Genomic DNA, 24796 nt, shown 5'->3' with positions numbered 1-24796 from the left:
GTTAGCTTGCTGCCACGCGGGCGAGTCTGGCTAGCGCTAATGTTCGATCAGCGATAGTCAGCATGCGTCGCCGCCAACGAACGGCTTGCGGCCATGAGCTGCCCGTCGTGGCGCCAACTTGAATGTCCGTTGAAGACTGGGTGCTGCCGGTCAGGTTGGAGCCGCCCGATGGCTGCTGTCGCCCCTACCTGACCTTGGCCGATTTGCGCAGTGAGGGGTCTCGATTGGTCAACAGCCGCCATTGGAGCAGTCGCGGGTGGACCGGGCCCAAGCGCGGTGTGTCTCAGATCCGGGAGGGCGAGGTGTCGTCGATCGTGAGCCAACGCAAGGGGCTTGCCCAGCTGCGCCACACGCCGACAACAGGAAGCGCCAATGGTTATATGGCCATCTCGGCAAACATGCATATCCACTTGTCCTTGAACTTTGCTGGGAGCATAGGCCTTCAGCCATTCCATCGGGGCTTTTGCTAGCCATGATGTGGGTAGTCGGCTGAGCCCCCAATGCCTTCGCGCGGAGGCAGTCGCACGCCGCGAAAGGCTTCCATCTGCTGCAGCGCTGCGCTGCGACGGTCGCCGAGATCTACTAAGGCATCCAGGACATGCAGCAGCTTTCTAGCGAGTTCGGTCGGCAGCGGCTGGTGACGGGCAGCATGGGCCTGCACCAGCCCGGCGAGCGCGGCTGGAATGGCGGTGCCTCGCCACCCTTCGGGCAGGCGGCCATCCCGCAGCTGCGTGAGGACCTGGTCGGCGAAGGTCTCCACGGGGTAAGCGCTGCCGGCGCGCTCGCACAGGGTCACGTACTGGGTCGCGACGTACGGAATCCAGCCACCCTGACGAACCAGCTTGTCGACCAGCGGCAGCATTTGCGGCAGGTCGTCCCAGCGGCCGTTCGCGAACCGGGTGGCCGCGTGCGCGCCGTCGATCGCTACCCACAGGAAGGCCTTGATCAGGTCGGGCATGTCGTAGCCACTCATGCTGCCATCGCTGTAGGCGGAGCGGCGGAAGTCGCGGTGGTCCAGCACCCGATCCAGAACCATCTCCAGCACGCCCAGCACTTCGGGGTCTAGGCACGGGGCATCCAGGACGCCTGAGGCCGCGAGATCACCGGTGAGTGGACCGAGCAGCCGCATCGCCACCTCGTCGGGCTGATCCAGGATGGGGCCAAGCAGCCGCTCGCGGAATTCCGATGCAGGAAGCCGCTCCGCCACACCCGCGAGCGACCGGCCCAATTGGCGCAGCCAATGGAAAAGCTCCCCGCCGTTCCACGCCCTGCGTTGGCGCCCCTCGGCGCGCCACAGCGGGTTAACGCTGTCCAGTGTCCATGCGACAAATCCTTCCAGGGCTTCGAGGTAACGGTCCCGCGCTGGGCTTTGCATAACGGCCGTGGCGGGAACGCGCTGCAGAACTGCAGCCGCGAAGTCGCTGAGCCAGATGTCCTCGGACCGGCGCCACCCGCTTTCGTCGGGCTGCCTGAGCTCATCGTCTGCCTCCGGCGCCACCGGGGTCCAGGACGGCAGGGGCTGCACCCAAGGCGGAAACTCCTCCGGCGCGGCCAGCTCGCGCATCGCCTCGCACAGGGCGAGCCTCCTGCGCTCGTCTTCGATGCGGGCGCGGTCTGCAGCGGTCAGCCGGTGGTCCGCTGTCGTGCGCCGGTACTGCGCCAGGCGCAGCCCCAGATTGAAGCCGCACCAGGCGAAGCGCGCATCCCGCGCCCAGCAGCCTGCGATGCCCTCCAGCGCTTTCAGCGCGACGGCCTCCTGCGGGTGGGCCAGCAACCGGTATAGCGCCGCCCGGTCGTCCGCTTGCTCACGGCCGTTCCGGATGCTGGCCGCCAGCGCCCGGGCGACGAAGAGCTTGGGGTGCCAGGGATTGCGAGACTTGGCGAAAAGGTCGTCCGCGGGAGCCTCGACCTGGTCGCGGTAGACCTCGACGGTGCTACGGGCCCACCCAGCATGTTCAGCTGGCCCGTCGAAGCACAACACGGCCGCAGCGGTGCCGGCGATGCAGGCATGGGCCACAGCATGGTCCGGCATCAGCGAAGCCGCTGTTCCGGCAGCGACAGCGGCGGACATTTCCTTCGCGCGCTCGACGGCTTCGGCCGCGGCCAGCCCGGGTGCCAATGCGCCTGTCTCGAAACACTTCTCCACCCACAGCCAGAGCTCCGATTCGCGGGCGATTTCCTCGTAGTGCTGTCGCGCCGCCAGAATCTCCGGAGCGGCATGCCGCGCGCTGCGCATCTCGATGCCCACCACGTCAGTGCGGCCCGGGATAGGTACCCTCACATAGTTCTCCTGGTGCCCGAACTCGGCCCACAACTCCGCGTTGCGGCGCAGCTCCGCCAGTTGCGCCTCGCTGGGCGCCGGCTCGTCGTAGTCCAGGTCCAGCTCGAGGGGGAAACGGTCCAGCGCGGCCCGGCACGCCGAACGCAGCCCCTCGTCCGGCCCCAGCGCGAAAAGTTGCACCAGCCAGCGGATGTCCAGGCCCCGCTCCTGAATCCCACCGGCTTCGATTACGGCCTTGCGGTGCGCATCGTCGCTGGTGAAGCCGATGAGGTTGGCCGACTGCAGCTGCCGCTCCTGCCGGTTGCGGTCCAGATCCAGGCGCCAGAGCCGGTGGCTGCTCACCAGCGGCAGGCTCACCGCGGACACCTCCTGCGCCCGAAGCGCGACGAGCACCGCGATGCTCAGCACGGCGAGACTGCTGTGGCCTTCCACCAGCTCCCGCAAGAGCTCACCTGCGGGGCGGCCCGCCGCCAACTGCTGGAGGGCCGATTGCTCCAGGGCCATCATCGCGCACTCCAGGGCGTGGGGGCCTCCGTGGCCGCGCGACCAGGTGTAGTGCTGAGGCGCGCCCCAGAACTCCTGCCGGCCCCATGGGAACTCCAACACCAGCGGCAGGGGTGTGCCGCCGCGGCCGCTGTGCCGGTGCAGCTGGCGCCAGGCCAACACCGCGTGGTTGGCGAGGTCGCGCACCAGCGTCCGGCCGACTACCGGCGCGTGCGCCAGTAGCGCATGGAAGGGCTCACGCAGCGGCGACGCCGGAAAGTACCCCTGAAAGTCGGCGCCGATCGACAGCCGGTCCCAGTCGTGGTGCGAGAAAGACCTGCCCGACATGATCGACATCGGCAGGAGGTCCAGCGCGCGTTGTTCGTTGCGGGTGCGCTCCGCCTCCGGCTTGGCCCGGAGGGCGGCGATACGGGACGCGCGCTCCCTCGACTCGCGCCGCTCCCGGGCCTGCTGATCGTCCGGCAGCTCGTTCAGGAAACTCCGGCGGGCAACTTGGGCCAGCAGCTCGGGGTGCGTCTGCGCCAGCAGCGCAGCGTGGCCCATCACCTCGCGGAAGGCGGATTCCTGCAGGCGTTGGATTGGCTCGATCTTGACCAGGTAAGCGCGGACCACGTCCGGGAAGGCACGCGCCGCGCGCAGCACTATAGCCCGCAGCTCCGAGTCGAGGCCGCCCGGCACCCGCGGCGCAAGTTGAGCCGGCTCCGCGTCGTCCGCGGACCGCCACTGGGGCGACTGGTGGGCGTCCTCGATCGCGTGCAGCCAAGTGGCGCACTGCGCCACGATCCGGCGTGACAGCGGGTGCGGCAAGTCCATCAGCGGGACCTGCCAGGTCTGGAACAACGCCACCAGCTCGCGCAGGCAGGCGTCGGGGATGTCGTCGATGTGGTCGAGCGCCCAGGTGAGCAGGCGCTCCCAGGCGCCGAAGTCCGAGGGCCACCCGAGCAGGTCGGCGATCCGGATGCGCTCGGCCGGTGCCAAGTCCCCGCCCAACTGGCCGGACAGCACCAGGGGGTTGGGTGTGGTCTTCTCGGCACGCATCCACACCAGCAGCTTCCCCAGCAGCCGGTGATCGTCGGCCGCGAGCGTCGCCGTCAATACATCGGCATGACCGCTGAAATCGGGCGTGAATACCGGGGCGATGAGCCAGGCCCTCAACCATTGCGGCCGCAGTGCGGGCGCTTCCAGCGCCTTCAAGTGCCGCCCCCATGCTTCAGGATCGACGTAGGTGTCCTGCGACAGCAGTTCCACCGTGCGAGCCAGCGCGGGCGGCTCGCCGGCGTCGGTCAGGACGCGGATCCAGTGCTCACCTTCGTCGAGCAGCAGATGCAGGAGCGACCACTCGAAGAAGATGTCGTGTGCGAACTGCACCGTCAGGCCGCTTCGGACCTGCTGCACCAGCCCATCCTGCTGCAGCGACGGCAAGACGGCCTGCGTCGCCGGAGAGAGCATTCGGATTCGCACGTCGCGGCCAAGTTCGCGCGCGCTGCGCTGCGCGAGTTCAATCAAGGCCTGTTGCCGCGCCAGGACCTGGATGTCCGGCGCGTCGTAGCCGCCGCGCGCCCACCACGCCCGGACCAGGTCAAGTTCGGAGCGCGGCGCGAAGCCCGCGGGGTAGCCGGCGAGGCCGCGGGCCAGGACCGATGCGAAGAACGGCCGGCGCGCGAGGGCCCGCACCCGGTCGTCGCCGCCGATCAACAACGGCCGCAGCGCGGGCAGGCGCGCGACCAAGCCCGCGGCTTCACCGTCGGACAAGTCCTGGACATCGACGTAGCCGACGCCGCTATCCGCGATCAGCGCCGGGGGCACCCAGTTGCGCAGCGGTTCAATGCCAGCGTCCCGTGCGGTCGCGACGATCCGCCAGGACGCCAGGGCGGGACTGCCCAGGATCTGGCCCAAGAGGTCGGTGACGACCGCGCGCTGTTGGGGGGCGATGCGGTCCAAGCCGTCGATGAACAGCACCGCCTGGCCGGTGGCCGCGACCTCGACCAGCAGCGGCTCGATGGCCACCGTCGAGAGACCCATGGCGACGGCGTTCTCGCCCCAGCTGCGGCCGGACAGCCGGTTCGCCGTCAAGAACAGAGTGGTGCCGTCGGCGGAGCAGCGCTCCAGCAGGTCTCGCAGCAGCACGGTCTTGCCGGTGCCCGGCAAGCCCTTGATCAGCGTCAGCCGGTGCCGCTCCATCTCCGTTGCGAGCGCGGCGCGCAGGTCGGTCCGGTCCACGTGGGTGCCGCCGATGTCGTGGGCCTGCTGCGCCAGCCAGTGGCGGCTGCTCTCGCGCAACACCTGCAGGTCAGCGGCGAGCGCGGGCGCGCCGGCAAAGCGGTAGCCGGCCGGCAAGCGCCGCAGCAACGACGCACGGCTGAACTCTTCCCTGCGGCCCGCGCCATCGCGCGCGATCTGCCGCAAGTGGTCCCACAAGTCCTGCGCGCGGGCGTGCTGCGCGGGCGCCAATGCCCGTTGCAGGCCGGCCAGCACGGCGGCTGCGGTGGTCGAGCCCGCGTGCATCAGGTCGAACTTGATGAGGACCAAATGCGACAACAGCCGATGCAGGGCGTCATCCTGCAGCGGCCCGGCGTCTCCCAGCGCGCAGTGGCGAACTGCATGGACGACCGCCTGGTGCGCCTGCGATGCACCACCGCCATCGCTGCACCGCTGGAAGAAGGAGGCTGGCGACTCGGATGCCCGTGCCCATTCGCACACCGTGGTGAACTGCCGGTGGGCATCGTCGGACATCGTGCCGACGGCCGCGCCCACCCGGTCCAGATGCTCCCGAAAGTCTGGCTTTTGCAGCGTCCGCCAACTGCGCTGGATCACTTCCCGGAAGTCAGTGTTGCTCGCCGCGTCCGACACCGTTAGCGACCGCTTGACCTGCAGCGACAGCCGCATTGTCGTGTGGTCGGCGGACGCGACCGCATCGACGATCACGTCATCCAGCGGCTCACCGGCGTCCCCCTGCTGCTGCGCCACGCGCTGCACCACCCCAGCGTCGAGGCCCGGCGCGGTCGTGCCGCTGACGAGGGCCGCAAGGTAGCAGCCCGCGACAGCGTCTTCAAAGGTGAATCCGGCGCCGCCGGTGAGTTCGGGCGATGGCATGTGAGCGTGACTCCAGCTTGAACCCATCATAGGGGGTGCCGCTCAGCGGCCAAGATGCGCAGCGGACCATCCGCCCGTACGTTGGCCATCAAGCACGTGATCCTGGGCCACAGCCTGAACAAGCGCGCGGTCCTGGAGACTTTACAGGCTGCTAGGAATCTCGGTCTACACAAGCTGAGTCGCGAGACAGCGTTTGCTGGTGACCTGATCCTGGTCACTACATCTTCACTTCGTATCGCCGACCATCACTCATGCCGCGGCAGCAAGGCTGCGACCGCTTGATGGCCGTTTGTGTGCGTTCGGCCTGCTGTGACGACCGACCGCAATCGCTGCATTGCTGTCATTCGGCGCCGTTGGTCGAAGGACAGCAAAGGGTCGAAAGCGGTAGTTGGCTGACGATCGGCAATATACAGTTATCCATGGTCAGCGGACCGTGGTAATCCGCAGTGCGGTCGTCGCTAATTCACGCATGTGCCGCTGCGGCCTGAAAGCGCTCGGTCGTTGCTCCGCAACGAATTCGCACGCTCCAGGGAGGCACTTTCCTTACTTGCCAGTCCGGCTGCTCAGCTAGACTTGCGCGCGACTGGAGGCTGTAGCCGTGGCAGTATTTCCGCAGGGCAAGACGAGGGTGCGCGAGCGTGCCAATGCCGGCGAAAAGCGGGTGCTCGACGCGCTCGCCAGGCATCTGGAAGACGATTACGCCGTCTGGCACAACATTGCCATCATGGGTTCGGGCCGCGAGCCTGATTTCGTGATCCTGCATCCGCAGTGCGGGCTGCTGATCCTGGAAGTGAAGGACTGGAAGCGCCAGACCATTGTCCAGGCCAACCCGATGCTGGTGCAATTGCGCACCTCGCACGGCGCCGCCAACGCCGAACATCCCGTATCGCAGGCTCGCGGCTACATGCTCGATCTCGTGCACCAGCTCCAGCACCACCCGGACCTGCTGCATGCCTCTGGCCCGCACAAGGGCAAGCTGCTGATGCCATGGGGCTGGGGCGCCGTCCTGAGCCACATCAAGGCGGCCGACGTGGCGGGGGATGCGAGTTTCTTCGAGGTGTTCGAGCCCCAGAAGGTCATGCTGGCCGACGACCTGGCCGACTCCGTCGAAACGATGGCCTTCCAGCAGAAGCTGTGGGGCATGTGCAACGTGCAGTGGCAGTGCCTTCTGACGCTGCCGCAAATGAGCATCGTGCGTGGACTGCTGTTTCCCGAGCTTCGCATGGGTTCTCAACAGAGTCTTGCGCTCGAGAGCACCCCGTCCCGCCTGATCGTGCAGGACGTGTTGCAGGTGATGGACTTGCAGCAGGAATCGGTTGCCCGCGGCCTGGGCGAAGGGCATCGGCTCATTCATGGGCCGGCCGGCTCTGGCAAGACGATGATCCTGCTGTATCGCGCGGTGCAGCTGCAGGCGATCGCGCGACCCGACAAGCCGATCCTGGTGCTTTGCTTCAACCGGGAGCTGGCCGCGCGGATCGACACGATGCTCAGGCTCAAGGGCGTCGGCCCCGCCGTGCAGGTAAGCACGTTCCACTCCTGGGCGATGGATCTGATCCGCACCTATCAGCTCGCACCCATCCCGCACCGCCAGCTCCATTCGGACGAATACGACGCGCTCGCGGGGATCGCATGCGAGGGCATCACCTCGTCAAGAATTCCGAAAGGCCAGTACGCAGCGGTGCTGATCGACGAGGCGCACGATCTGGCTGACGACTGGCTCGCTGCCGCGGCCAAGATGGTGGATCCGGCGACCAGGTCGCTGCTGGTGCTCTACGACGATGCCCAATCGATCTATCAGAAGTCGCGCCGGAAAATGAGCTTTGCCAGGCTGGGCATCGAGGCGAAGGGCCGCACCGAAATCCTCAGGATCAATTACCGCAATACCACCGAGGTGCTGGCGCTCGCCATGGAATGTGCGGAGGGCATCCTCAACGACGGCCGTGCAACGGCGGAGGAAGACATGCCGTTGATCGTGCCGCAATCGGCTGGCCGCAGCGGGCCCGTGCCGACCTTGCACCGGTTCGAAAATGGCGTACAGGAGGCAAGGCACGTCGCCGAGTCCATCGCCGAACTCGTCGCGCAGGGCCGGTCGCCGGCCGATATTGCCGTGCTGGCCCGCACGCGCCGCAGCCTGGACACGATGCGCGCGGCGATCGAGCGGGCAGGTGTGTCATGCTCGCCGTCAAGCGCGGATCGACGGGCGCCACCTAGTCCGCCGGCCGTGAAGCTCACGACGCTCCACAGCAGCAAGGGGCTCGAATTCCCGGTCGTTTTCGTTGCAGGACTGGACGAGCTCGATTGCGCCCAGGCGCGGCGGGTGGAGGAACTCCGCCTGCTCTACGTCGGCATGACCCGCGCGACGCACCGCCTCTGCTTGAGCGCGATGGGCACCTCGCCCATCGTGGACTTGGTGGAAAAGTCGCTCGACAAGGTGCAGCGGGCGTATCAGTAGGCGGCCAATGCCAGCCATGCGATTCACCGGAAAGGTCAAGAGCTGGAACGACGACCGAGGGTTCGGCTTCATTGCACCGACCGATGGCGGGCAGGACATCTTCGTCCATATCTCCGACTGCCCGAGAGGCCGCAGGCCCGAACTTCAGGAAACGATCACGTTCGAAGTGGCCCTCAATGCGCAGGGCAAGAAGAAGGCCGTGAATGTCCGCCGCGCCGAGATCGCAGCCAATGCTGCGAAGCGCGAACGTGCGCATGCCGCGCGCCGACGCAAACCTGAGGAGCGGGCGGGAGGAGTGATGGCCGGCCTCGTTGCGCTCGCAATCGCCGGCGCGATCGGATGGTACGGGTACCAGCAATACGGCAGCCGACCGGGTGCTGCTTCGGCTATCGGCGCTCCGGTAGATCGCAATCTGCCGCTCACGGGTGCCCCGGCCGCGCGCTTCTCGTGCGATGGCCGGACCCACTGCTCCCAGATGACGTCCTGCGCGGAGGCGACCTTCTTCCTGAAGAACTGCCCTGGCGTGCAGATGGACGGCAACCACGATGGCGTGCCCTGCGAGCAGCAATGGTGCCGGTAGGTGCCGGCGGAACGCGCCACGGTAGTCAACCCAGCAGCCGCCGAGCCATCCCCCGTATGGCCTGCCACAGCTGTGCCTTGGTGACCGGCCCGATGCTCAGCGCCCTCATGCACTCTTCCAGCCGCCCCGGCCGGGATTGCAGCGCGTCGACCGCTCGCGCGAGCGAGCTCCGGATCGAGTTGCCGTAGGCAGCTTCCGCCTTCACGCAGGATGCTTCCAGCAGCGGTCGGTCTCCTTGCATCATCGCCAGGTCGATGAGGTCGCGGCTGTACACCGAATCGTCCGGCCATCGGTCTGCATTCGCCAGCAGCTTTTCGGCGGCGAGGTCGATCGGCGCGAGCGCTTGGATGCCGCAGATGCGGTCCTCGTCGCCGGGCGCGGCCAAGTCGATGCGCGCTTCGAACACGATCTCGAACTTGATCGTCGACGTACCGGCGCGCACCTGCGTGCGGATGCCGTACTGGTCCGCGCGGACTTCGCGGGCGAGTTCCAGTTGGAGGCCGCCGCGCACGATGGGCTGCATCCCGGGCGCGTTGCCGAGCAGTTGGCGAAGGTCGCGGTAGCCCGCAAGATCCGAAACCATGAAGTCGATGTCCACGGACTCGCGGTATTCGCCGTATCGCAGCGCCATGGCCGTGCCGCCGCCGAAGTAGCAATGTCGTTGCGACAAGGCTTGCGGGTCGAGCGACTGGAGCACGAGCGCAACGTCGCGATGATGCGCACGTTCAAACAAGCAGGCGCCCTCCACCGAACTCCCGCGACAGCATATCGATCAGCGCCGCCTCGTCCTCGGAAAGGGCGATGCGATCCACATGGCGCCAATTGCGCTCGTACAGTTCCAGCGCCTGGCGCGGCGGAATTTCATGGACTCCATGCAACTGCCAGGCGAGCTTCTTCAATTGCGGGTAGTCGCGAAGGCGAATCTGCTTCGGCAGCTGGCTCGTCCGGCTTGCGGCGTTCGCATCGACCAGATCGAACGCGAGCCCCAGGGCGCTTGCCGCGGCCATCCAGGCGCCGATTGCCACAGTCGGCTCCCCGCGTTCGATGCGATGCAAGGTCACGCGCGAAATGCCCGCAGCCTCCGAGGCCGCGACGGTCGTGACGCGCTGGCGCTTGCGGGCGGCGCGCAGGCGCTCGCCCAGGCTGGCCAGGGGCTCGTCGCGGATGGGCGCGTGGGGTGGGACGGTGGCAGGCATGTGTTTCTCATAATAGTCTGAATACCATATTTGTCAACTATGAGCAACAGTTTCGTGAAGCGATGATCGTGCGCGGTTCGCCGCGCCGTCCGGCCCGCACTGCACAATCCCGCCCATGGCCCGCAAGTCCATCGATGAACTGGAAGTCTTCCTCCTGGCGCAGGACGTGCCGACCCTGGCCGGCGTGCTGCTCGAGCTGTCGCACGAGCACGATGCCGTGCGCCACCGTCTGGAGCGGCTGCGGCTGGCGACCGGCCGTCGCGCCTGGCTGCGTCGTTCCGCAAGCGCCTGAATGCGTGGCGACGCTCGACGGCGTTCGTGCCCTATGCCGAAGCAGGCGCCTTCGGCCGCGAACTGGAGCTCTGGCTGGCCCAGATCGAGCGAGAGCTGCTGCCGAAGGACCCGGCCGCGGCCCTCGAGCTGGCGGAGGCCTTCATCCAATCGGATGGTTTGTTCCTGGAGCGGACCGACGATTCCAACGGCGCGATCGGCGCGGCACTGGGCGCGGGTTGCGTGCTGTGGCTGAAGGCGGCGGCACGCTGCGAGGCCCCGCCCGACCAGTGGCCCGACCGCCTGCTGCGCCTGGCCAGGGACGATGGCTACGGCGCCCGGGAGGATCTGCTGCTGCATGCCAACTTGCTGCTGGACGAAGCGGCCATGCGCCAGCTGGTGGCTCGCTTCGAAGTAGAGCTGCGCGGCGTGCTGGCCGCCGCACGGGACCGGCAGGACTCTCGCCTGCCGGTGGAAGTCTTCACGGTTTCGGAGCCGCTCACGCTGCTGTCGCGGGCGCTGCGCGACCCCGATGTGCAGGTACGAGCCGTGCAGATGTACTCGCCCGAGCCGAATCCGTTGCAGAAAGCGGAATTCGCGCGCGCCTATCTGGACTGCGGCCGCGCCGAAGTCGCCCTCGACTGGCTGCAGGGCTCGTGGGGGCCACACGAGGGCGAACGCCAGAGCCTGCTCGCGCAATCCTTGGAGCGGCTGGGCAGGCTGGGCGAGGCCGCGTCCATCCGCCGGCAGATCTTCAAGCGCTCGCTCTCCGTCACCGATTTGCACCACTGGCTGGAGGACCTGGCCGTGCCTGAGCAGCCGGCGGCTGTTGCCCAAGCGCGGAAACTGGCGCTGGAGCATCCCGATCCGGCCGACGCAGCCCTGCTGCTGCTGGACATCCGTGAGGACGCAGCGGCCGAAGCGGCGCTGGTCAGCGGCGTCCAGCGGCTCGACGGCGGCGCCTACTACACGCTGCCGGAGCTGGCTCGCACCTTGGAGGAGCGCTCGCTGATGAAAGGCGCCACGGCGGTATACCGCGCGTTGCTCACCGACTTGCTGGCGCGCGCCCATGCCAAGGCCTACCCGTACGGCGCACAATACTGGATGCGGCTGGCGGCGATCGCGGCGGCGCAGCCAGACCTCTGGCCACTCGAGCCGCATGCCACGTTCGTGGAGACGGTGCGTGCGGCACACGCGCGCAAGGCGAGGTTCTGGCAGTGCGTGAAGGAGGCGGAGATGAGGGGCGCGGGGGATGAGTAGGTCGGGCGGCCCCCAGGGCGCAGCAACCGTCTCGGTTCCCCGGTTCCCGTGACCGCCGTGCTACCGTACCCCCAGGAGCCCACCCATGCCACGCCCCATCCTCGACGAACCCCACATCCATCCCGCGATCCGCGGCAAGGTCGCCGGCCACCAGCAGTCGATCGTGGAGGAGGTGCGCGGCGCCGCGCAGCGCAACGACGTGGTCGTCGTCGGCATGGCGATGAACCCGTTTCCGACGAAGGCGCGCAAGGCGCTTGCCGCGGCCGGCGTGGCGCACCAGTACCTCGAATACGGCAACTACTTCAGCGACTGGCGCCGGCGCAACGCGCTGAAGATGTGGACCGGCTGGCCGACGTTCCCGATGGTGTTCGTCAAGGGCACGCTGGTCGGCGGCGCGAGCGAGCTGCAGGCACTCATCGACAGCGGCGAGCTGAAGAAGATGCTCGCGGCCTGATCGCGCCGGCCGCGGCGACAATCGACGCCTCCGCCGTTTCCCCGAGAACCGAATGCCAGAACCAGCGATCAACACCGGCACCTACAAGCTGTTCCCGTCGCCGCGCAACGCGCACCGCACGGTGTTCCTGCACGAGGTGTTCGTGCCGCATCCGTACGCGCTGGTCGACCTGCCGAGCTTCCGCTTCAAGGGCAAGTACAGCCTGTTCGCGGCGTACCGGCTGGCCGATGGCAAGCACGGGCAGCTGGTGACGTTCGAGCTGGAGGCGGAGGCGCGGCGCTTCGAGCGGGAATTCTCGCCGGATTGAAGGCCGCGCTCACGGCCTGGGCGTCGGCGTGATGCGCACGAACTCCACGTTGCCGACCGGCTGCTCCATGAGCACGAACGCGAGTCGGGGCGACAACACCGCCGGACATGCCAGCAACGGGTCTCGCGCCACGTCGCCCCAGAAGACGCGGTAGTCGGTGCCAACGCGCAGGATCAGCTTCACCTCAATCTGGCTGCACGTCGCCCAGCCGTCGCCGCCGCCCACGACGGCGTACCTCGTGAAATCGACCGCTGGGAGCGCCGGCTCCGGCCACACGAAGTTCTGGCGCTCCGCCCAGGCCGCCGCCCAGGCCTGCGCGTCGCGGATCACATAGGCCTTGCTCGGCCACGCTGCGCCGTAGACGCCTTGCACGTACGGGATCGCGCGGGGCACGGCGCCGCTCCAGCAGACCGACGGGAGGACATCGCACTGGTAGTCGGCGAGCGATCCGACGCGCTGCGGTGCGAAGCCGGTGGACGCGCCGAGCAGGAACACGTCTTCGCCGGCCACGGCCAGGAAGTTGCCGGTGTACGGATAGTGGCGGAACGAGTAGGTGGCGGCGGACTGCGTCGGCTGGCCCGGCGGCTGGAAATACCGCGGATGGGCTGACTCGGCCCACTGCAGCAGCATTTCGGCCGAGATGACGGTGGGGAGGGCCGCGATCGAGTCGCGCCGGGCCGGCAGTTCGACGACAGCGCTTCCGCCGCCACCGCATGCGGACAGCAGCGCCGCGGCGGACAGCGACAGGATGGCAGCGCCGGTGCGCCGGACGAAGTGGTGCGTCATGGGAGGTCGCATGAGGCCCGGGGGCCGCCGGGGCTGCGCCGCCCGTCGACGCCGGCTGCCGCCGCGCGGCTGCGACGCCTGCGACCTATTGCCGGACGACGGAATTGCCCGAGTTCCGGACCGGATCGCCCACCTTGAATCCGGGGTCCTTGTCGAACTGGAAGCTGCGCTTGATGTTGTTGGGGTAGTCGACGGTCACGGTCCACACCTGGTGGGACGTCATCTTCTCCTCGATCTTCTTGCCGGCGTAGGCGCCGCCGGCGGCGCCCGCGATCGTGGCAATGTCCTTGCCGGTGCCGCCGCCGATCTGGCGTCCGAGCAGCGCGCCGCCGACGCCGCCGGCGATCATGCCGACGGGCCCGCCCTTGCCGGCCTCTTCCTTCACGGCGACGGCGGCAACGGTGCCGCAGTCGGCGCACGCCGGCGTGGCAGCCCTGGCCGAGACGGCGGTGCCGCCGTTCAACGGCGCCGTGGCGGCCGCCGTCCTGGCCTTCGCCGCCGCGATGGCGGCGTCGTACTCGGCCTTGGCGTCGCGGCGGCACTGGAGCCGCGCCTTGGTCGACGTCTCGTCGGCGCACAACGCCTTGTCGGACTCGTAGCGCGTGGTGGCCGCCTTGGTATCGGCCGCCAGTTGTGCCTTGGGTGAAAGAGTCGTGTTCTGCGCTTGCACGCCGGCGACGGCCAGTGCCATCCCCAAGGTCATGCTGATCAGGTGCTTGTTCATGGGACCTCCTGGTGCAGCAGGTATAGCAAAGAGCAGGGGCGGCGACAAGGAACCCTGTCACGCGTGCTCGTGGTTTGCGACCGTCACGCGCGAATTCGAGCCTCTGGTCTGCACCTTGCGGCCGCAGCGGGGCAGGGCGGCGAGCTACCGCTTCAGATTCAGGTACTCGCTCTGCGACCGCACCGCATCCTTCAACTGCTGCTGCTGCACCGGCAGCACCTTCTGCGCATTGGTTGCGCCGAACAGGCGCAGGTCCGAATCGGCGAGGCGCTTGCTCACGGACAGCAGCGTGTAGACGCGGATCGTCTGCTGCTTGCTGTGGTACGAGGAATAGGTGCTCTCGACCTTGGCCGACTCCAGCAGGTATTTCGCGGCGGAGGCGCTGTCCACGCCGCCGGCCTGCGGCGCCGCGAGGCGGCCGGCCAGGTACTCGCGGGCCTGCTTCAACGCATGCTCGCGCGACGCCTTGACCGCGCCGAAGTAGTCGCTGCCCTGCGCGTCGCCCAGGAAGTACAGGTGCTCGTCGTCCACCGGTACCTTGGTGATCCACGCCGGCCGCCCCGCCTGTGCATGGGCCGTCGCGATGAGACCGGCGGGTCGGGCGTCGCCGGCGGTGCGCACGCTGCGCTCCTGGAACGCCATCGGCAGCGCCAGGATCTCGTTCTTGTGGCGGCGGATCTGCTCGAAGATGGCCTTGCGCGCGTCCTGCTGGTCCGGCGGGAACTGGCTCAGCTCGTTGATCTTCACCTTGATCTCCGCCAGCAGCAACCGGCCCTGCGTGGCCATCGCCTTGTACTGCCGGTGGTCGAAGTCGAAGTACGCGTTGTTCAGGCCCGTGAGCAGCGTCACCGCACTGCCCAGGACGACGGCGCCCACCTTGGAGATCGTCATCGGCAGCGAGTGGACGACCGCGACGGCCGCACCGAGGAACACCACCACGGTGACGATCGCGATCGAGATGTAGCGCGCCACTTCCCATTCGCGCACCAGTTCGGTCGGCTCCTGCAGCAGGATGTCGATCGATGCCAGCAGGGGATCGGCCGCCGCGGGGTGGGCGACGCTCCAACAGAGAAGGACCAGCACGAGTGGCGTGATTCTGCTCATCTGCAACTCCTTGCCCCGGCGCTCCGGGATTGCAGTCACTACTCTTGTCGCGTCCACGCCGCCCGCCATCAGGGTTAGTCCCAGCGGCCGTACCTATCAACGTTGACAGGTCGCGGACGTAGACGCGACAGCCTGCGCTCACCAGAATTCAGTACCCCGCCGCCGGCCGATTCTTCGATCCGTGCCGGGCGGCGGACGAACCCCTCACTCGCATCCCGAAAGGAGGCGCGCCGTGAACCTGGGAGCACTGCTGCTTGCGAGCACGGTCGCGCTGCCGGGTCTGCTCACGGGCTGCGCCTACAACTACGTCGGCGCCGACGGCGCGCGCCACCTGGTCGGGCTGGTCCACGTCACCTTGCCGGCCGAGGGGCCGCACGCGGCGGCGTCGCTGCGCGCCCAGGCGCTGGGCCTCTCGTACACCCAGGCCGATGTCGGCGCCGCCCTGTCGCTCGGCTACAGCGACACCACCCTGGCCTACGTGCGCGACAACACCTGCGTGCGCTGGCCGCTCGTCGGCAGCGCGCCGTCCACCCCGAGGAGATCGCCGTGAACTTCTGTCGCATGGCCTGGCCGGCGTTCGTCCTGGCCTTCGCGGGTTGCGCTGGCCCGCAGGACTCCGCGGTCTTCGTCACCCGCACTTCGCTCAGCATCGTCGACCTCGATTCGGCGCCGGCCAGCGCGGCCTTCGGCTACAACCGCGTCGAAGGCTATCTGGGCCCGCGCTACGACACCGGCACGGTGCCGGCCGTGGCGGGCAGTTTCCACACCGACGGCGGGCTGTTCGACCGCAAGGTCAGGCAGACCTACGCCACCGGCAACGCGGCCCTCAACGCGACGGCCGGCGGCACGGCGCAGCCGGCGCCGGAACACGAGTACTTCGCCGGCGAGCGCAAGGCGATGTTCTTCGGCACCGGGACGGTGCTTGGCGTCAACATGGGCTTCGGCGATGCCGGCGCGAATTCATTCACGCTCGGCTTCAAGCGCAAGGAGATCTCCGTGATCCCGGTGACCAGCACCGTCACCAGCTCGATCACGCAGGACGGCACCACGGCGCAGGTGGTGCACCGGTTTCCCTCGGTGTTCGCGCGCCTGGACAACACCTCGGAGGCGAGCACCCCGGCCGACTCCGGGCTGTCGATCCGCCAGTTCTTCGCCACCGGAGTCGCCGCGCAGCGGCTGGCCAACAACACCGAAGTGCAGGCGCAGTTCCGCAAGGAGGCGGTCGACCCGCGGCTTCGCTACCGCAACGAGGAGCACCGGCAGAGCCGCTTCGCGCTGAACACGCTGTACTGCGTGGCCAGGGTACCCGATGCGCAGCTGCCGAAAGTCTTTGGCCACGCCGAGGCCATTGACCTCTTCAAGGACCGGCAGGCCTACGCCGACCTGCGGGCGGCGGCCTCGCCCCAGGCAGCGCGCGCCACCTACACCGGACACATGGGCCTGCTCGATCCCAACGAGCAGGACGCCACCGCGCTGATGCGCCTGCACCAGAAATTCGTCTGTGACCTGCCGGGAGCCAAGACATGAGCAACGAGCTTTCATTCACCGTCCTGTGCGAGGACTGCGACGACAGGAAGGAAGACCTGCAGCTGCGCGGCTACGAGGTGGTCGGCGCCTGCGCCGAGGACAAGGCGCAGCCGGGCATGTGCGTCATCCGCTACCGGCGTCGTGCCGCGGCCGCGGCAGCCGGGGCGACGGCGGTGCGCGATGCGGCCATTCCGGCGCTGGCGGTCGAGTCCTTCGAGGAGCCACCGGCAACGGCCACGCAGGCCAACGCCGCCAAGGCCATCGTCAACCTGTTCGAGACCGGCCAGGTGCTGGGCGACTACGGCGCCGTCACCGTGTTGCCGGGTGACACCGGGCACCTGACGTACGGGCGCTCGCAGACCACGCTCGGCTCGGGCAACCTGGCGGTGCTGATCGACCGCTATTGCAACCAGCCCGGCGCGCGCTTCGGCGCGCGGCTGCGCGACTGGCGCGCCAGCCTCAAGGCGCGCGACAAGGCGCTCGATCGCGACCCGCAATTGCACAACCTGCTGCGCGCCTGTGCCGACGATCCGGTGATGCGCGACGTGCAGGACCGCTTCTTCGACGACGCCTACTGGCAGCCCGCGCTGCGCGCCGCGGGCCGCCTCGGCATCCGCCTGCCACTGGGCGTGGCGATCGTCTACGACAGCTGGGTGCACGGCTCCTGGGGCGCGATGCGCGACCGCACCGACCGCGGCGGCACCGTGCGGGAGTCTGGCGAGAAGGAGTGGCTGGAGCGCTACGTCGACACGCGGCGCGACTGGCTCGCCGGCCATTCGAACCTGCTGCTGCGCAAGACGGTGTACCGCATGGACGCCTTCCGCGGCCTGATGGACCAGGGGTACTGGGGGCTGGAGCTGCCGCTGGTGGTGCGCGGCCGCGAGGTCTCGCTGGCCACGTTGTCCGGCGTGCCGCCGGGGTGCTACGACGGGCCGCAGCCCGGCACCCGGCCGCTGGCGGTGCAGTCGCCGCTGAACCGCGGGCTGGACGTGCGGCTGCTGCAACTGGGCCTGTCGCTGGCCGACCACCAGTGCGAGATCCGCGCCGACGGCATCTTCGGCAGCGGCACCGCGCGCTGGGTGCAGCGCTTCCAGCAGGCGAGCGGACAGCCGCCGACCGGCGTGGCCGACCCGGCGCTGGTGGCGAAGCTGGCGGCGGTGTGATCCACGTGCGAAAGGAGCAAGCCATGGCGACCCAAAGAGTCTTCGATGCGCGGCCCGACCGGCTGGACCTGCGCGACCTGCCTTACCGCGCACCCCTGCGCTCGCTGCCGCCGCGCTATCCGGCGGACGCGCAGGTGCAGCAGTTCATCCCCAGTTACGTGGCCGAGCGCCTGGTGCTGGACCAGGGGCTGGAAGGCGCCTGCACCGGCTTCGGGCTGGCCTGCGTCGCCAACTACCTGTTCTGGGTGCGCCACGTGCAGGAGCAGACCGGCACGCCATTCCTGCCCGTCAGCCCGCGCATGCTGTACGAGCTGGCGCGGCGCTACGACGAGTGGCCGGGCACCGACTACGAAGGCTCGAGCTGCCGCGGCGCGCTCAAGGGCTGGCACAAGCACGGCGTCTGCAGCAACGAGGTGTGGCCGTACAAGCTCGACAAGTCCGGCAAGCCGGTGTTCGCGCGGCCGTCGCAGAAGTGGCAGCTGGATGCCGCACAGCGCCCGCTGGGCGTCTATTACCGGGTCGACCGCGAGTCCATCGTCGACCTGCAGGCCGCCATCTCCGACATCGGCGCGGTGTACGTGTCGGCGTCGGTGCACGACGGCTGGGACGCGCTCGCCGGCCTGAAGCGCCCGGCACCGAACAAGCACGACGACCTGCCGGAGATCGACCCGCTGAAGGACCCGGGCAGCCGCGGCGGCCATGCGTTCGCCCTGGTGGGCTACAACGAGCGCGGCTTCGTGGTGCAGAACTCGTGGGGCACGACCTGGGGCGCGTCGGGCTTCGCCGTGCTGCCGTACGACGACTGGATCGTGAACGCCACCGACGCGTGGGCCTGCGCGCTGGGCGTGCCGGCCATCGTGCGCGACGGGCCCGACGCGACGCGGCGGCCGATCATGTCGTCGCGCTGGCGGGTGGCCAGCGGCACGTCGCTGACGGCGCTGGACCGCGCCACCCGGCAGCCGGGCAATCCGCCCGACGACCCGTGGCCGATGGACCATGCCTACCTGCACAAGGACTATGAACCCTGGTCCACGGCAGCGGCGTACGAGCACAGCCTCGTCACGGGCAACAACGGCGAGCTGGTGGCGACCGACTTCACGCGCGATCCGGGCGATCGAGCCGGACTGGCCAAGCAGATCGTCGTCGACGCGCCGCAGATGTGGTTCGCCGCCCGGCCCGAGAACGTGCTGAAGCTGGCGATCTATGCGCACGGCGGCCTCAACGACGAGCAGTCGTCGATCCAGCGCATCCGGGTGCTGGGTCCCTGCTTCGAGGCGAACGGCGTCTATCCGGTCTTCCTCACCTGGAAGACCGGCGCGGCCGAGACCATAGGCAGCATGGTGCAGGACTGGGCCGAGCGCTGGCTGGGCGAGGAGGCGGCCCGCAGCAAGGGCATCCTCGACGCGCTGGGCGACGCGAAGGACCGAGCCGTGGAAGCGGTGGCCAACAAGCTGTTCAAGGGACTGTGGACCGAGATGCGGGAGAATGCCGCCGCCTCGGTGGGCGCCGGCCACGGCCTCGACCTGCTGCTGAAGAACCTGCTCGCATTGCAGCGGGAACTGGCCGCGGCCAGCAAGCGGCTCGAGCTGCACCTGGTCGGGCATTCGGCCGGCAGCATCCTGCTGGGACACTTCCTCAAGCTGGCGAGCGGCTCGCATGGCGGCGGCAATGGCGGCTTGACGGTGAGGTCGTCCACCCTCTACGCCGCCGCCTGCTCCTGCGCGTTCGCCAACGAGCATTACGGCGCGGCGCACGCCAAGGGCGTGCTCAAGCTGTCGGACCTGTGGCTGTACGTGCTGGACGACAGGAACGAGAAGGCCGATGGCCTGCCGTCGCCCGCGCTGCCCGCGTACGGCAAGTCGCTGCTGTACCTGGTGTCGCGGGCGCTGGACGACGAGCGCAAGATGCCGCTGGTGGGCATGCACCGCGCGCTGCTGTCCGAGTACGCCGGCGACGCCGACCAGTGGGCCGGCGACCAGCTGGCCGAGGTGAAGCGCTGGCAGGCCGCCTGGCCGGGCGCCGCGAAGGACCTGCTGCGGCTGGTCGACCGGCCCCAGGTGACGGTGACGCGCGAAGGCGGGCAGTGCAAGTCCACCCACGGCTCGTTCGACAACAACATCGCCGCGCTCACGGAAACGATCGAGCGCATCAAGGGCAGCGCCGTGGTGGCGCCGCTGGAGTGGCTGGATTACTGAGGTCCGGGCGCCTCTTTCTCCCCCTCCGGGGTGCGGGCATCTTCTCCCTCCCCCTCTGGGGGAGGGCTGGGGTGGGGGCAGGCACCCGGCGGAGGACCTGGCAGCGCTCACGGGCGCAGCACCCGCGCATGGAGGAGATTCGATGATGATCTTTCGACGGACCTTGGCCACCGCGGCGCTGCTGCTCGGCGCGTCGCTCCTGCTGCCCTGCGCGGCCGCCGCACAGGCCGAAGCCCTGCAGGGCGAGCTGGCGACGCTGCGCCAGCTGCGGGCGGCCAACCGGATGGCGGATGCCTCCGACCGGGCCGTGGGGCTCGGATTCCAGCAGGCACTCGACGCCGTCCCGGGCGACAGCGCCGATGCGAAAGCCACGAGCCTGAAGGAGACGGCGCTGTGGGAGGCCGCCGACATCCACCTGGCGGAGGCGAACAGGTGGCAGGCATCGCCGGACAACGTCTATGCGAAGCGCGCCGTCGATGCCTGGACCGCCTACGTGGACTTCGCGACGGCCAGCGGCCAGTCGGCCCGCCTGCACCGCGCGGTCGAGTTCCTCCAGCGCAGCTTTGTGCAGGCGAACGAGTATCCGGAGATGTTTTCGTATTTCGTGCTGCTGCCGCCGCAGTACGTCAACGACAAGGTGGTCACCCGCTGGGAGGACCGCTTGCGCGCGTGTTCGGACTACAGCCGGCAGGGCGGGCGTCCGTGGAAGGAGCAGGACTGCGTGCGGGACGAATGCCGCGACTCGGTGGCCGCGTTCTACGAGTTCGCCCACCGGTGGCTGAAGGAATTTCCGCTGAAGGCCGACGCGCGCACGGTCTTTGCCCAGCGTGTGGAACGCGTGCCGCCGTCCTGCAGGAGCAAGCCATGAACACACTCGCCGGCATCCTGTTCGTCTGCATCTCCCTCGGCTGCGCCCAGGCGCGCGCTCAGCCCGCGGCCGCGGCCCCGCCGGCGGCCACGGTGCCGACCCGGCTGGCCCCGTCGGTGAAGGTGTCGTTCCAGCCGGAGAAGATCGGCCTGCTGGAGGACTACGTCGTCGACGCCGAACTGGTCAACGAGACGTCGCAGCCGATCCAGGTCCGGGCCGCGCGGGTCTGCTACTCGCCCGATTTCGTGAGGGCGCGCGGCGGCACCGAGAAAGGCGTCTGCGTGCCGATGCGGTGTCCCACCGTCGACGAGTCGGGTGGCGTGCGCACCGAACAGGACTGCAACCTGCTGCCGGCGCAGGTGCCGGTCGGCCAGTCGCACCTGCTGCGGCACCACGATGCGACGAGCTGGCGCCTGCTGTTTTCTCCGTCGAGCTGGCCGGCGCTCTTCATGTGGACCGACCGCAAGACCGCGATGACGGTGGAGATCGAATACAGCGGCGCCGACGCGCAACTACACAAGCTCTCGCGCCAGCTGTCGGCGCAGGTCTCGGCGTCGCTGCTGATGCTCCTGATCGGTGCATGGCTGGGCGCCGCGCTGCTCGCCGCCTTCTCCCTCACCAACGCGCAGCAGGACTCGCCCGGCGCGAAGCGGGCGCATGCGGGCCGGCTGCTGGTGGCGGGGATCGTCACCGGCACCATCTTCCTGCTGCTGATCCAGCGCGTCGGCGACCTCGACCTGCCATTCAAGTTCGCCGTCAACGATGTCATCGGCGGCGTGATCGTCGGCCTGTTCTCGTTCAAGCTGGGCCGCATGCTCTACGGTTACTTCTTCGGCCCGGGCCAGCGCGCCAGGCCGGACGGGACTGGCGACGTCCCGGTCGTCGCCAAACCCGATTGACGCGCCGCGGCTGCCGGCCGGTCCCACCGGCAGCGCCGCGCTTGCACGAAGAGCCCGCCATGCCTTAGCGTCGGTGACTTCATCGTTCAAGGAGTCGTCGCTTTGTCCTGGGTCTACCTGATCATTGCCGGGCTGTTCGAGATCGGCTGGCCCGTCGGCCTCAAGCTGGCGCAGCAGGGCGAAACCCGCGTCCTCGGCGTCGTCCTGGCCGTCCTCTTCATCGGCGCGAGCGGCCTGTTCCTGTGGCTCGCGCAGCGCGAGATCCCGATCGGCACCTCGTATGCGGTGTGGACCGGCATCGGCGCGGCCGGCACCTTCCTGGTGGGCGTGCTGTTCTACGGCGATCCGGCGACGCTGGGACGCCTGCTCGGCCTGGCGCTGATCGTTGCCGGCGTGGCGACGCTGCGGCTCGCGCACTGACTCCGGACTCCGGGCCGGCCGGAACCGGACCGGCGCGCCGGCGCGGTGGCGTATCGCCCAAATGGGGGACGGCGAACCGGCGGGCCGCGACCATCATTGCGACACGACTCGCGAGGAGCGAACATGGCCCGCAAACCCACGCCCAACGTCCGATTCGCTGCCGCCGTGCTGATGGCGATGATCGCGGCCGTGGTCATTGCAGGGACCGCCACCGCCGGCGAGAGCGACGCGCTGCTTGCGGGATCCGCGGCGGCGGCCGGGAAGGCGCCGCCGGCGCGACAAATCGACGGCCTGGACTCGCAGGCGCTGAAACGGCGCTACCTCGACTGCGAGCGCGCGGCCAGCGACGGGACGCTCGATCGCGCCTCGGTCATGTCGTGCTCGGTCGTCTACGAGGAACTGAAGCAGCGGGTCTTCGGCGGCAGCTTTGAAGCGCTGCACGCGTGGTGGCGCCAGACGCCCGATCGCGCGGCCAGGTGAGGCGCGCGGCGTACGATGCGGCGCGCCGCCCAGTGCCCGGAACCTACTTCGCGGTCGCGGCCAGTTCCTCGTCGACCAGCGTCTGCAACTGGTCCCAGCCGAACGACGGCAGGGGTCGGCCGTTGACGAAGAAGTCCGGCGTCTTCCTGACGTTGAGCATCCTCGCGTCGGCAAGGTCCTGCGCCACGATCGCCGCGATCTCGGGCGCCTGCATGTCGGCCCTCAGCTGCATCGTGTCGACTCCGGCACGGGCCAGCACCGGCCAGATCAGTTCCGGGCGCGCCTGGTGGTGCTGCACCCACGTCGGCTGTGCGGCGACCAGGGCCTCGAACGCCTGCCAGTACCGGCCCTGGCGGCGGCTCGCCTCCAGCGCCTTCACGACTTCGTCCGAGCCCTGGTGGAACGGCGCATAGCGGACCGTCAGCCGGATGTCGTCGCGGTGGGCGGCCATGAGCTGCTTGACCCGCGGATAGAAGGCGGCGCAGGTCTCGCACGCGGGGTCGAAGAATTCGACGATGTGCACCCTCGCGTCCGGACGGCCGAGCGCGGGCGAATGCGGCCGCACCAGCGACTGCCGGTTCTTCTCGGCCGTGGCCGCGGCTTCCTGCGCCTGCTGGCTGCGATACCACTGCGCACCGCCGGCGAACAGGACGGCCAGCAGGACGAGGGCGGCGATGAAGATGTGGTTGCGTTTCATGGTCTGAACCTGGTGCGGGCGGCGGCGAGGGCCGCTCCGATCGCGGTGAAGGAAAGCAGCGAGAGCAGCGGGATGGTGACGAATCCGAACCACGCCACCTTGTCCTCGGAGCACGGAACGCCCTGGGTGCAAGGGGACAGGCCGGCGGGGATGACGCCCTTGGTCAGCAGCAGGTGGTACAGCGCCACGAGCCAGCCGGCCGCCACCAGCGGCGCGGCGTAGCGCACGACCCGGCGATCGAGCGGAAAGAGTCCGGTGGCCAGCACCAGCACCAGCGGGAACATGAAGGCGCGCTGGTACCAGCACAGGGCGCACGGCGCCACCTCCACGACTTCGCTGAGGAACAGCGCGCCGAGCGTCGCCGCCGTGGCGACGAGCCATGCCGCGAAGACGAAGGGCCAGGCGGCCTCGCTCCCCGCTGCATCGACGGTCGCTGGATGGCGGAGGCGGGCGGCGGACTGTTTCATCGCAAAGGCCCCATTAGGCCGTGCGTGGCGCGGCGCGCGCTTGACCAGCGTCAGCGGCGCGGCAATCAGGCCGGCCGGCGAGCGCGGCGGCGGGCCGATGCCTGCGTCGCCGGCACCGCCGCGGCCGCCGGCTGGTCGTGCAGCACCTGCATGAAGCCGGCCAGCGCCGGATTGCCGTTGTCGCGTCGGGACACGCAGCACAAGGTGGCGAGCGCCGTCGCCCCCGCGCCCGCCAGCGGCCGCGACACCAGTGGGCCACCGTGCTTCGGCACTGCCGCCGCCGGCGCCAGGGCCAGCCCCATGCCGGCTTCCACCAGCGCCAGCAGGGTCGGCAGGATGCTCATGTGGGTGATCGTCGGGCGCACCGCCGCGGCCGCGAAGATCCCTTCGACCAGCTCGTGGAAGTAGCGCGAACCCTGAGGCGCGTAATGCAGGAAGGGCAGCCCGTGCAAGGACCGCACCGGCACGGCGTCGAGCGCGGCGAGCTCGTGGCCGGCGGGCATCACCAGCAGCATCGGCTCGCGCGCGATCAGCGCGACCTGCAGGTCGGGGTCGGCCATCTCCGGCGACACCCGGGCCAGCGCCACGTCGATGCGACCGGAGCGCACGCCCTCGAGCAGCAGGTCCGACGTCAGCTGCTTCAGGTCCAGCGTGACGCCCGGGTAGCGCGAGCGCCAGGCGCCAAGCGTCCGCGGCAGCACGCCGTACACGGTGCTGTGGGTGAAGCCCAGCGTCAGGCTGCCGGCCTCGCCGCGGGCTACCCGCTGCACCGCCACCAGGGCGGCGTCGGCTTCCGCGGTCAGCCGGCGGGCGCGTTCCAGCATCGCCTTGCCCGCGGGCGTGAGCTGCACGTTGCGGGTGGTGCGCGTGAACAGCGTGGCGCCCAGTTCGTGCTCGAACTGGCGGATCAACTGGCTGAGTGGCGGCTGGGTGATGTGCAGGCGCTTGGCGGCGCGGCCGAAGTGCAGGTCTTCAGCCACCGTGACGAAAGCGCGCAGGGGGCGGGAGAGCAGCGGCATTGATACAAATGGCGACTGAATGAGGCGTGAATTTTATATTGGACCTCTCA

23 protein-coding genes are annotated in these 24796 nt (G+C 69.0%); 14 read left to right on the top strand and 9 right to left on the bottom strand.

What is annotated here, in order from left to right; all coding sequences use genetic code 11:
- Positions 1-466: 466 nt before the first annotated feature.
- A complete protein-coding gene (locus RAMLITH_RS07095; protein WP_168106689.1) occupies positions 467-5878 on the bottom strand; it encodes an AAA family ATPase in 5412 nt (1803 codons plus the stop codon).
- Positions 5879-6476: 598 nt separating this feature from the next.
- Here RAMLITH_RS07095 and RAMLITH_RS07090 point away from each other — a divergent pair.
- Complete coding sequence (locus tag RAMLITH_RS07090) at positions 6477-8330, top strand: 3'-5' exonuclease (RefSeq protein WP_168106688.1); 1854 nt, start codon at positions 6477-6479, stop codon at positions 8328-8330.
- Positions 8331-8346: 16 nt separating this feature from the next.
- Positions 8347-8910: a cold shock domain-containing protein gene (locus tag RAMLITH_RS07085; RefSeq protein ID WP_168106687.1), complete on the top strand. Its 564-nt coding sequence runs from the start codon at positions 8347-8349 to the stop codon at positions 8908-8910.
- Between the two features lie 25 nt (positions 8911-8935).
- On the opposite strand, the gene RAMLITH_RS07080 is transcribed toward RAMLITH_RS07085, so the two are convergent.
- Positions 8936-9643 (bottom strand): nucleotidyl transferase AbiEii/AbiGii toxin family protein, encoded by a 708-nt coding sequence (locus tag RAMLITH_RS07080; RefSeq protein ID WP_168106686.1) that lies wholly within the window; start codon positions 9641-9643, stop codon positions 8936-8938.
- Positions 9636-10106 carry a helix-turn-helix transcriptional regulator gene (locus RAMLITH_RS07075; protein ID WP_168106685.1) on the bottom strand — a complete coding sequence of 157 codons (471 nt, stop codon included), beginning with the start codon at positions 10104-10106 and terminating at the stop codon, positions 9636-9638. The genes RAMLITH_RS07080 and RAMLITH_RS07075 overlap by 8 nt, the downstream gene beginning before the upstream one ends.
- A 115-nt stretch (positions 10107-10221) precedes the next feature.
- Between RAMLITH_RS07075 and RAMLITH_RS07070 the strand changes: the two genes are divergently transcribed.
- From RAMLITH_RS07070 to RAMLITH_RS07055, 4 genes are all read left to right on the top strand, one after another.
- Positions 10222-10398 carry a hypothetical protein gene (locus RAMLITH_RS07070; protein WP_168106684.1) on the top strand — a complete coding sequence of 59 codons (177 nt, stop codon included), beginning with the start codon at positions 10222-10224 and terminating at the stop codon, positions 10396-10398.
- The gene (locus RAMLITH_RS07065) at positions 10371-11636 is read left to right on the top strand and encodes a DUF6880 family protein (protein ID WP_337786134.1); all 1266 of its coding nucleotides are present in this window, start codon (positions 10371-10373) and stop codon (positions 11634-11636) included. The genes RAMLITH_RS07070 and RAMLITH_RS07065 overlap by 28 nt, the downstream gene beginning before the upstream one ends.
- A gap of 85 nt (positions 11637-11721) precedes the next feature.
- Positions 11722-12090, top strand: a complete 369-nt coding sequence (locus tag RAMLITH_RS07060) for a glutaredoxin domain-containing protein (RefSeq protein ID WP_168106682.1) — start codon at positions 11722-11724, stop codon at positions 12088-12090.
- A gap of 52 nt (positions 12091-12142) precedes the next feature.
- A complete protein-coding gene (locus tag RAMLITH_RS07055) occupies positions 12143-12397 on the top strand; it encodes a hypothetical protein (RefSeq protein WP_168106681.1) in 255 nt (84 codons plus the stop codon).
- Positions 12398-12406: 9 nt separating this feature from the next.
- Here RAMLITH_RS07055 and RAMLITH_RS07050 read toward each other — a convergent pair whose 3' ends face one another.
- From RAMLITH_RS07050 to RAMLITH_RS07040, 3 genes are all read right to left on the bottom strand, one after another.
- Entirely contained in the window at positions 12407-13183 is a 777-nt protein-coding gene (locus RAMLITH_RS07050; protein WP_168106680.1) for a hypothetical protein, read from the bottom strand.
- 85 nt (positions 13184-13268) lie between these two features.
- Positions 13269-13907, bottom strand: a complete 639-nt coding sequence (locus RAMLITH_RS07045; protein ID WP_168106679.1) for a glycine zipper 2TM domain-containing protein — start codon at positions 13905-13907, stop codon at positions 13269-13271.
- Between the two features lie 144 nt (positions 13908-14051).
- Positions 14052-15011: a hypothetical protein gene (locus RAMLITH_RS07040; protein ID WP_168106678.1), complete on the bottom strand. Its 960-nt coding sequence runs from the start codon at positions 15009-15011 to the stop codon at positions 14052-14054.
- Positions 15012-15243: 232 nt separating this feature from the next.
- Between RAMLITH_RS07040 and RAMLITH_RS07035 the strand changes: the two genes are divergently transcribed.
- From RAMLITH_RS07035 to RAMLITH_RS07000, 8 genes are all read left to right on the top strand, one after another.
- A complete protein-coding gene (locus RAMLITH_RS07035; protein ID WP_168106677.1) occupies positions 15244-15561 on the top strand; it encodes a hypothetical protein in 318 nt (105 codons plus the stop codon).
- Complete coding sequence (locus RAMLITH_RS07030) at positions 15558-16538, top strand: hypothetical protein (protein WP_168106676.1); 981 nt, start codon at positions 15558-15560, stop codon at positions 16536-16538. The genes RAMLITH_RS07035 and RAMLITH_RS07030 overlap by 4 nt, the downstream gene beginning before the upstream one ends.
- A complete protein-coding gene (locus tag RAMLITH_RS07025; RefSeq protein WP_168106675.1) occupies positions 16535-17701 on the top strand; it encodes a chitosanase in 1167 nt (388 codons plus the stop codon). Before RAMLITH_RS07030 ends, RAMLITH_RS07025 begins: the two co-directional genes overlap by 4 nt.
- Positions 17702-17724: 23 nt before the next feature.
- Positions 17725-19896, top strand: a complete 2172-nt coding sequence (locus RAMLITH_RS07020; protein ID WP_168106674.1) for a C1 family peptidase — start codon at positions 17725-17727, stop codon at positions 19894-19896.
- Positions 19897-20038: 142 nt separating this feature from the next.
- Entirely contained in the window at positions 20039-20764 is a 726-nt protein-coding gene (locus tag RAMLITH_RS07015) for a hypothetical protein (RefSeq protein WP_168106673.1), read from the top strand.
- Complete coding sequence (locus tag RAMLITH_RS07010) at positions 20761-21663, top strand: hypothetical protein (protein ID WP_168106672.1); 903 nt, start codon at positions 20761-20763, stop codon at positions 21661-21663. The genes RAMLITH_RS07015 and RAMLITH_RS07010 overlap by 4 nt, the downstream gene beginning before the upstream one ends.
- Before the next feature lie 102 nt (positions 21664-21765).
- Positions 21766-22083: a DMT family transporter gene (locus RAMLITH_RS07005; protein ID WP_168106671.1), complete on the top strand. Its 318-nt coding sequence runs from the start codon at positions 21766-21768 to the stop codon at positions 22081-22083.
- Between the two features lie 123 nt (positions 22084-22206).
- Entirely contained in the window at positions 22207-22563 is a 357-nt protein-coding gene (locus RAMLITH_RS07000) for a hypothetical protein (RefSeq protein ID WP_168106670.1), read from the top strand.
- Between the two features lie 43 nt (positions 22564-22606).
- On the opposite strand, the gene RAMLITH_RS06995 is transcribed toward RAMLITH_RS07000, so the two are convergent.
- The 3 genes from RAMLITH_RS06995 to RAMLITH_RS06985 form a co-directional block, all read right to left on the bottom strand.
- On the bottom strand, positions 22607-23260 hold the full coding sequence (locus RAMLITH_RS06995; RefSeq protein ID WP_168106669.1) for a DsbA family protein: 654 nt from the start codon (positions 23258-23260) through the stop codon (positions 22607-22609).
- Positions 23257-23727, bottom strand: coding sequence for a disulfide bond formation protein B (locus RAMLITH_RS06990; RefSeq protein WP_168106668.1), 471 nt, complete (start codon positions 23725-23727; stop codon positions 23257-23259). The genes RAMLITH_RS06995 and RAMLITH_RS06990 overlap by 4 nt, the downstream gene beginning before the upstream one ends.
- A 65-nt stretch (positions 23728-23792) precedes the next feature.
- Positions 23793-24746: a LysR family transcriptional regulator gene (locus tag RAMLITH_RS06985; RefSeq protein WP_168106667.1), complete on the bottom strand. Its 954-nt coding sequence runs from the start codon at positions 24744-24746 to the stop codon at positions 23793-23795.
- Between the last annotated feature and the right edge of the window lie 50 nt (positions 24747-24796).

This window comes from Ramlibacter lithotrophicus, from assembly GCF_012184415.1.
Classification (GTDB): Bacteria; Pseudomonadota; Gammaproteobacteria; order Burkholderiales; family Burkholderiaceae_C; genus Ramlibacter; species Ramlibacter lithotrophicus.
Note: the sequence above shows the minus strand (reverse complement) of the source record. Positions and strands in the feature narration are given on the sequence as shown.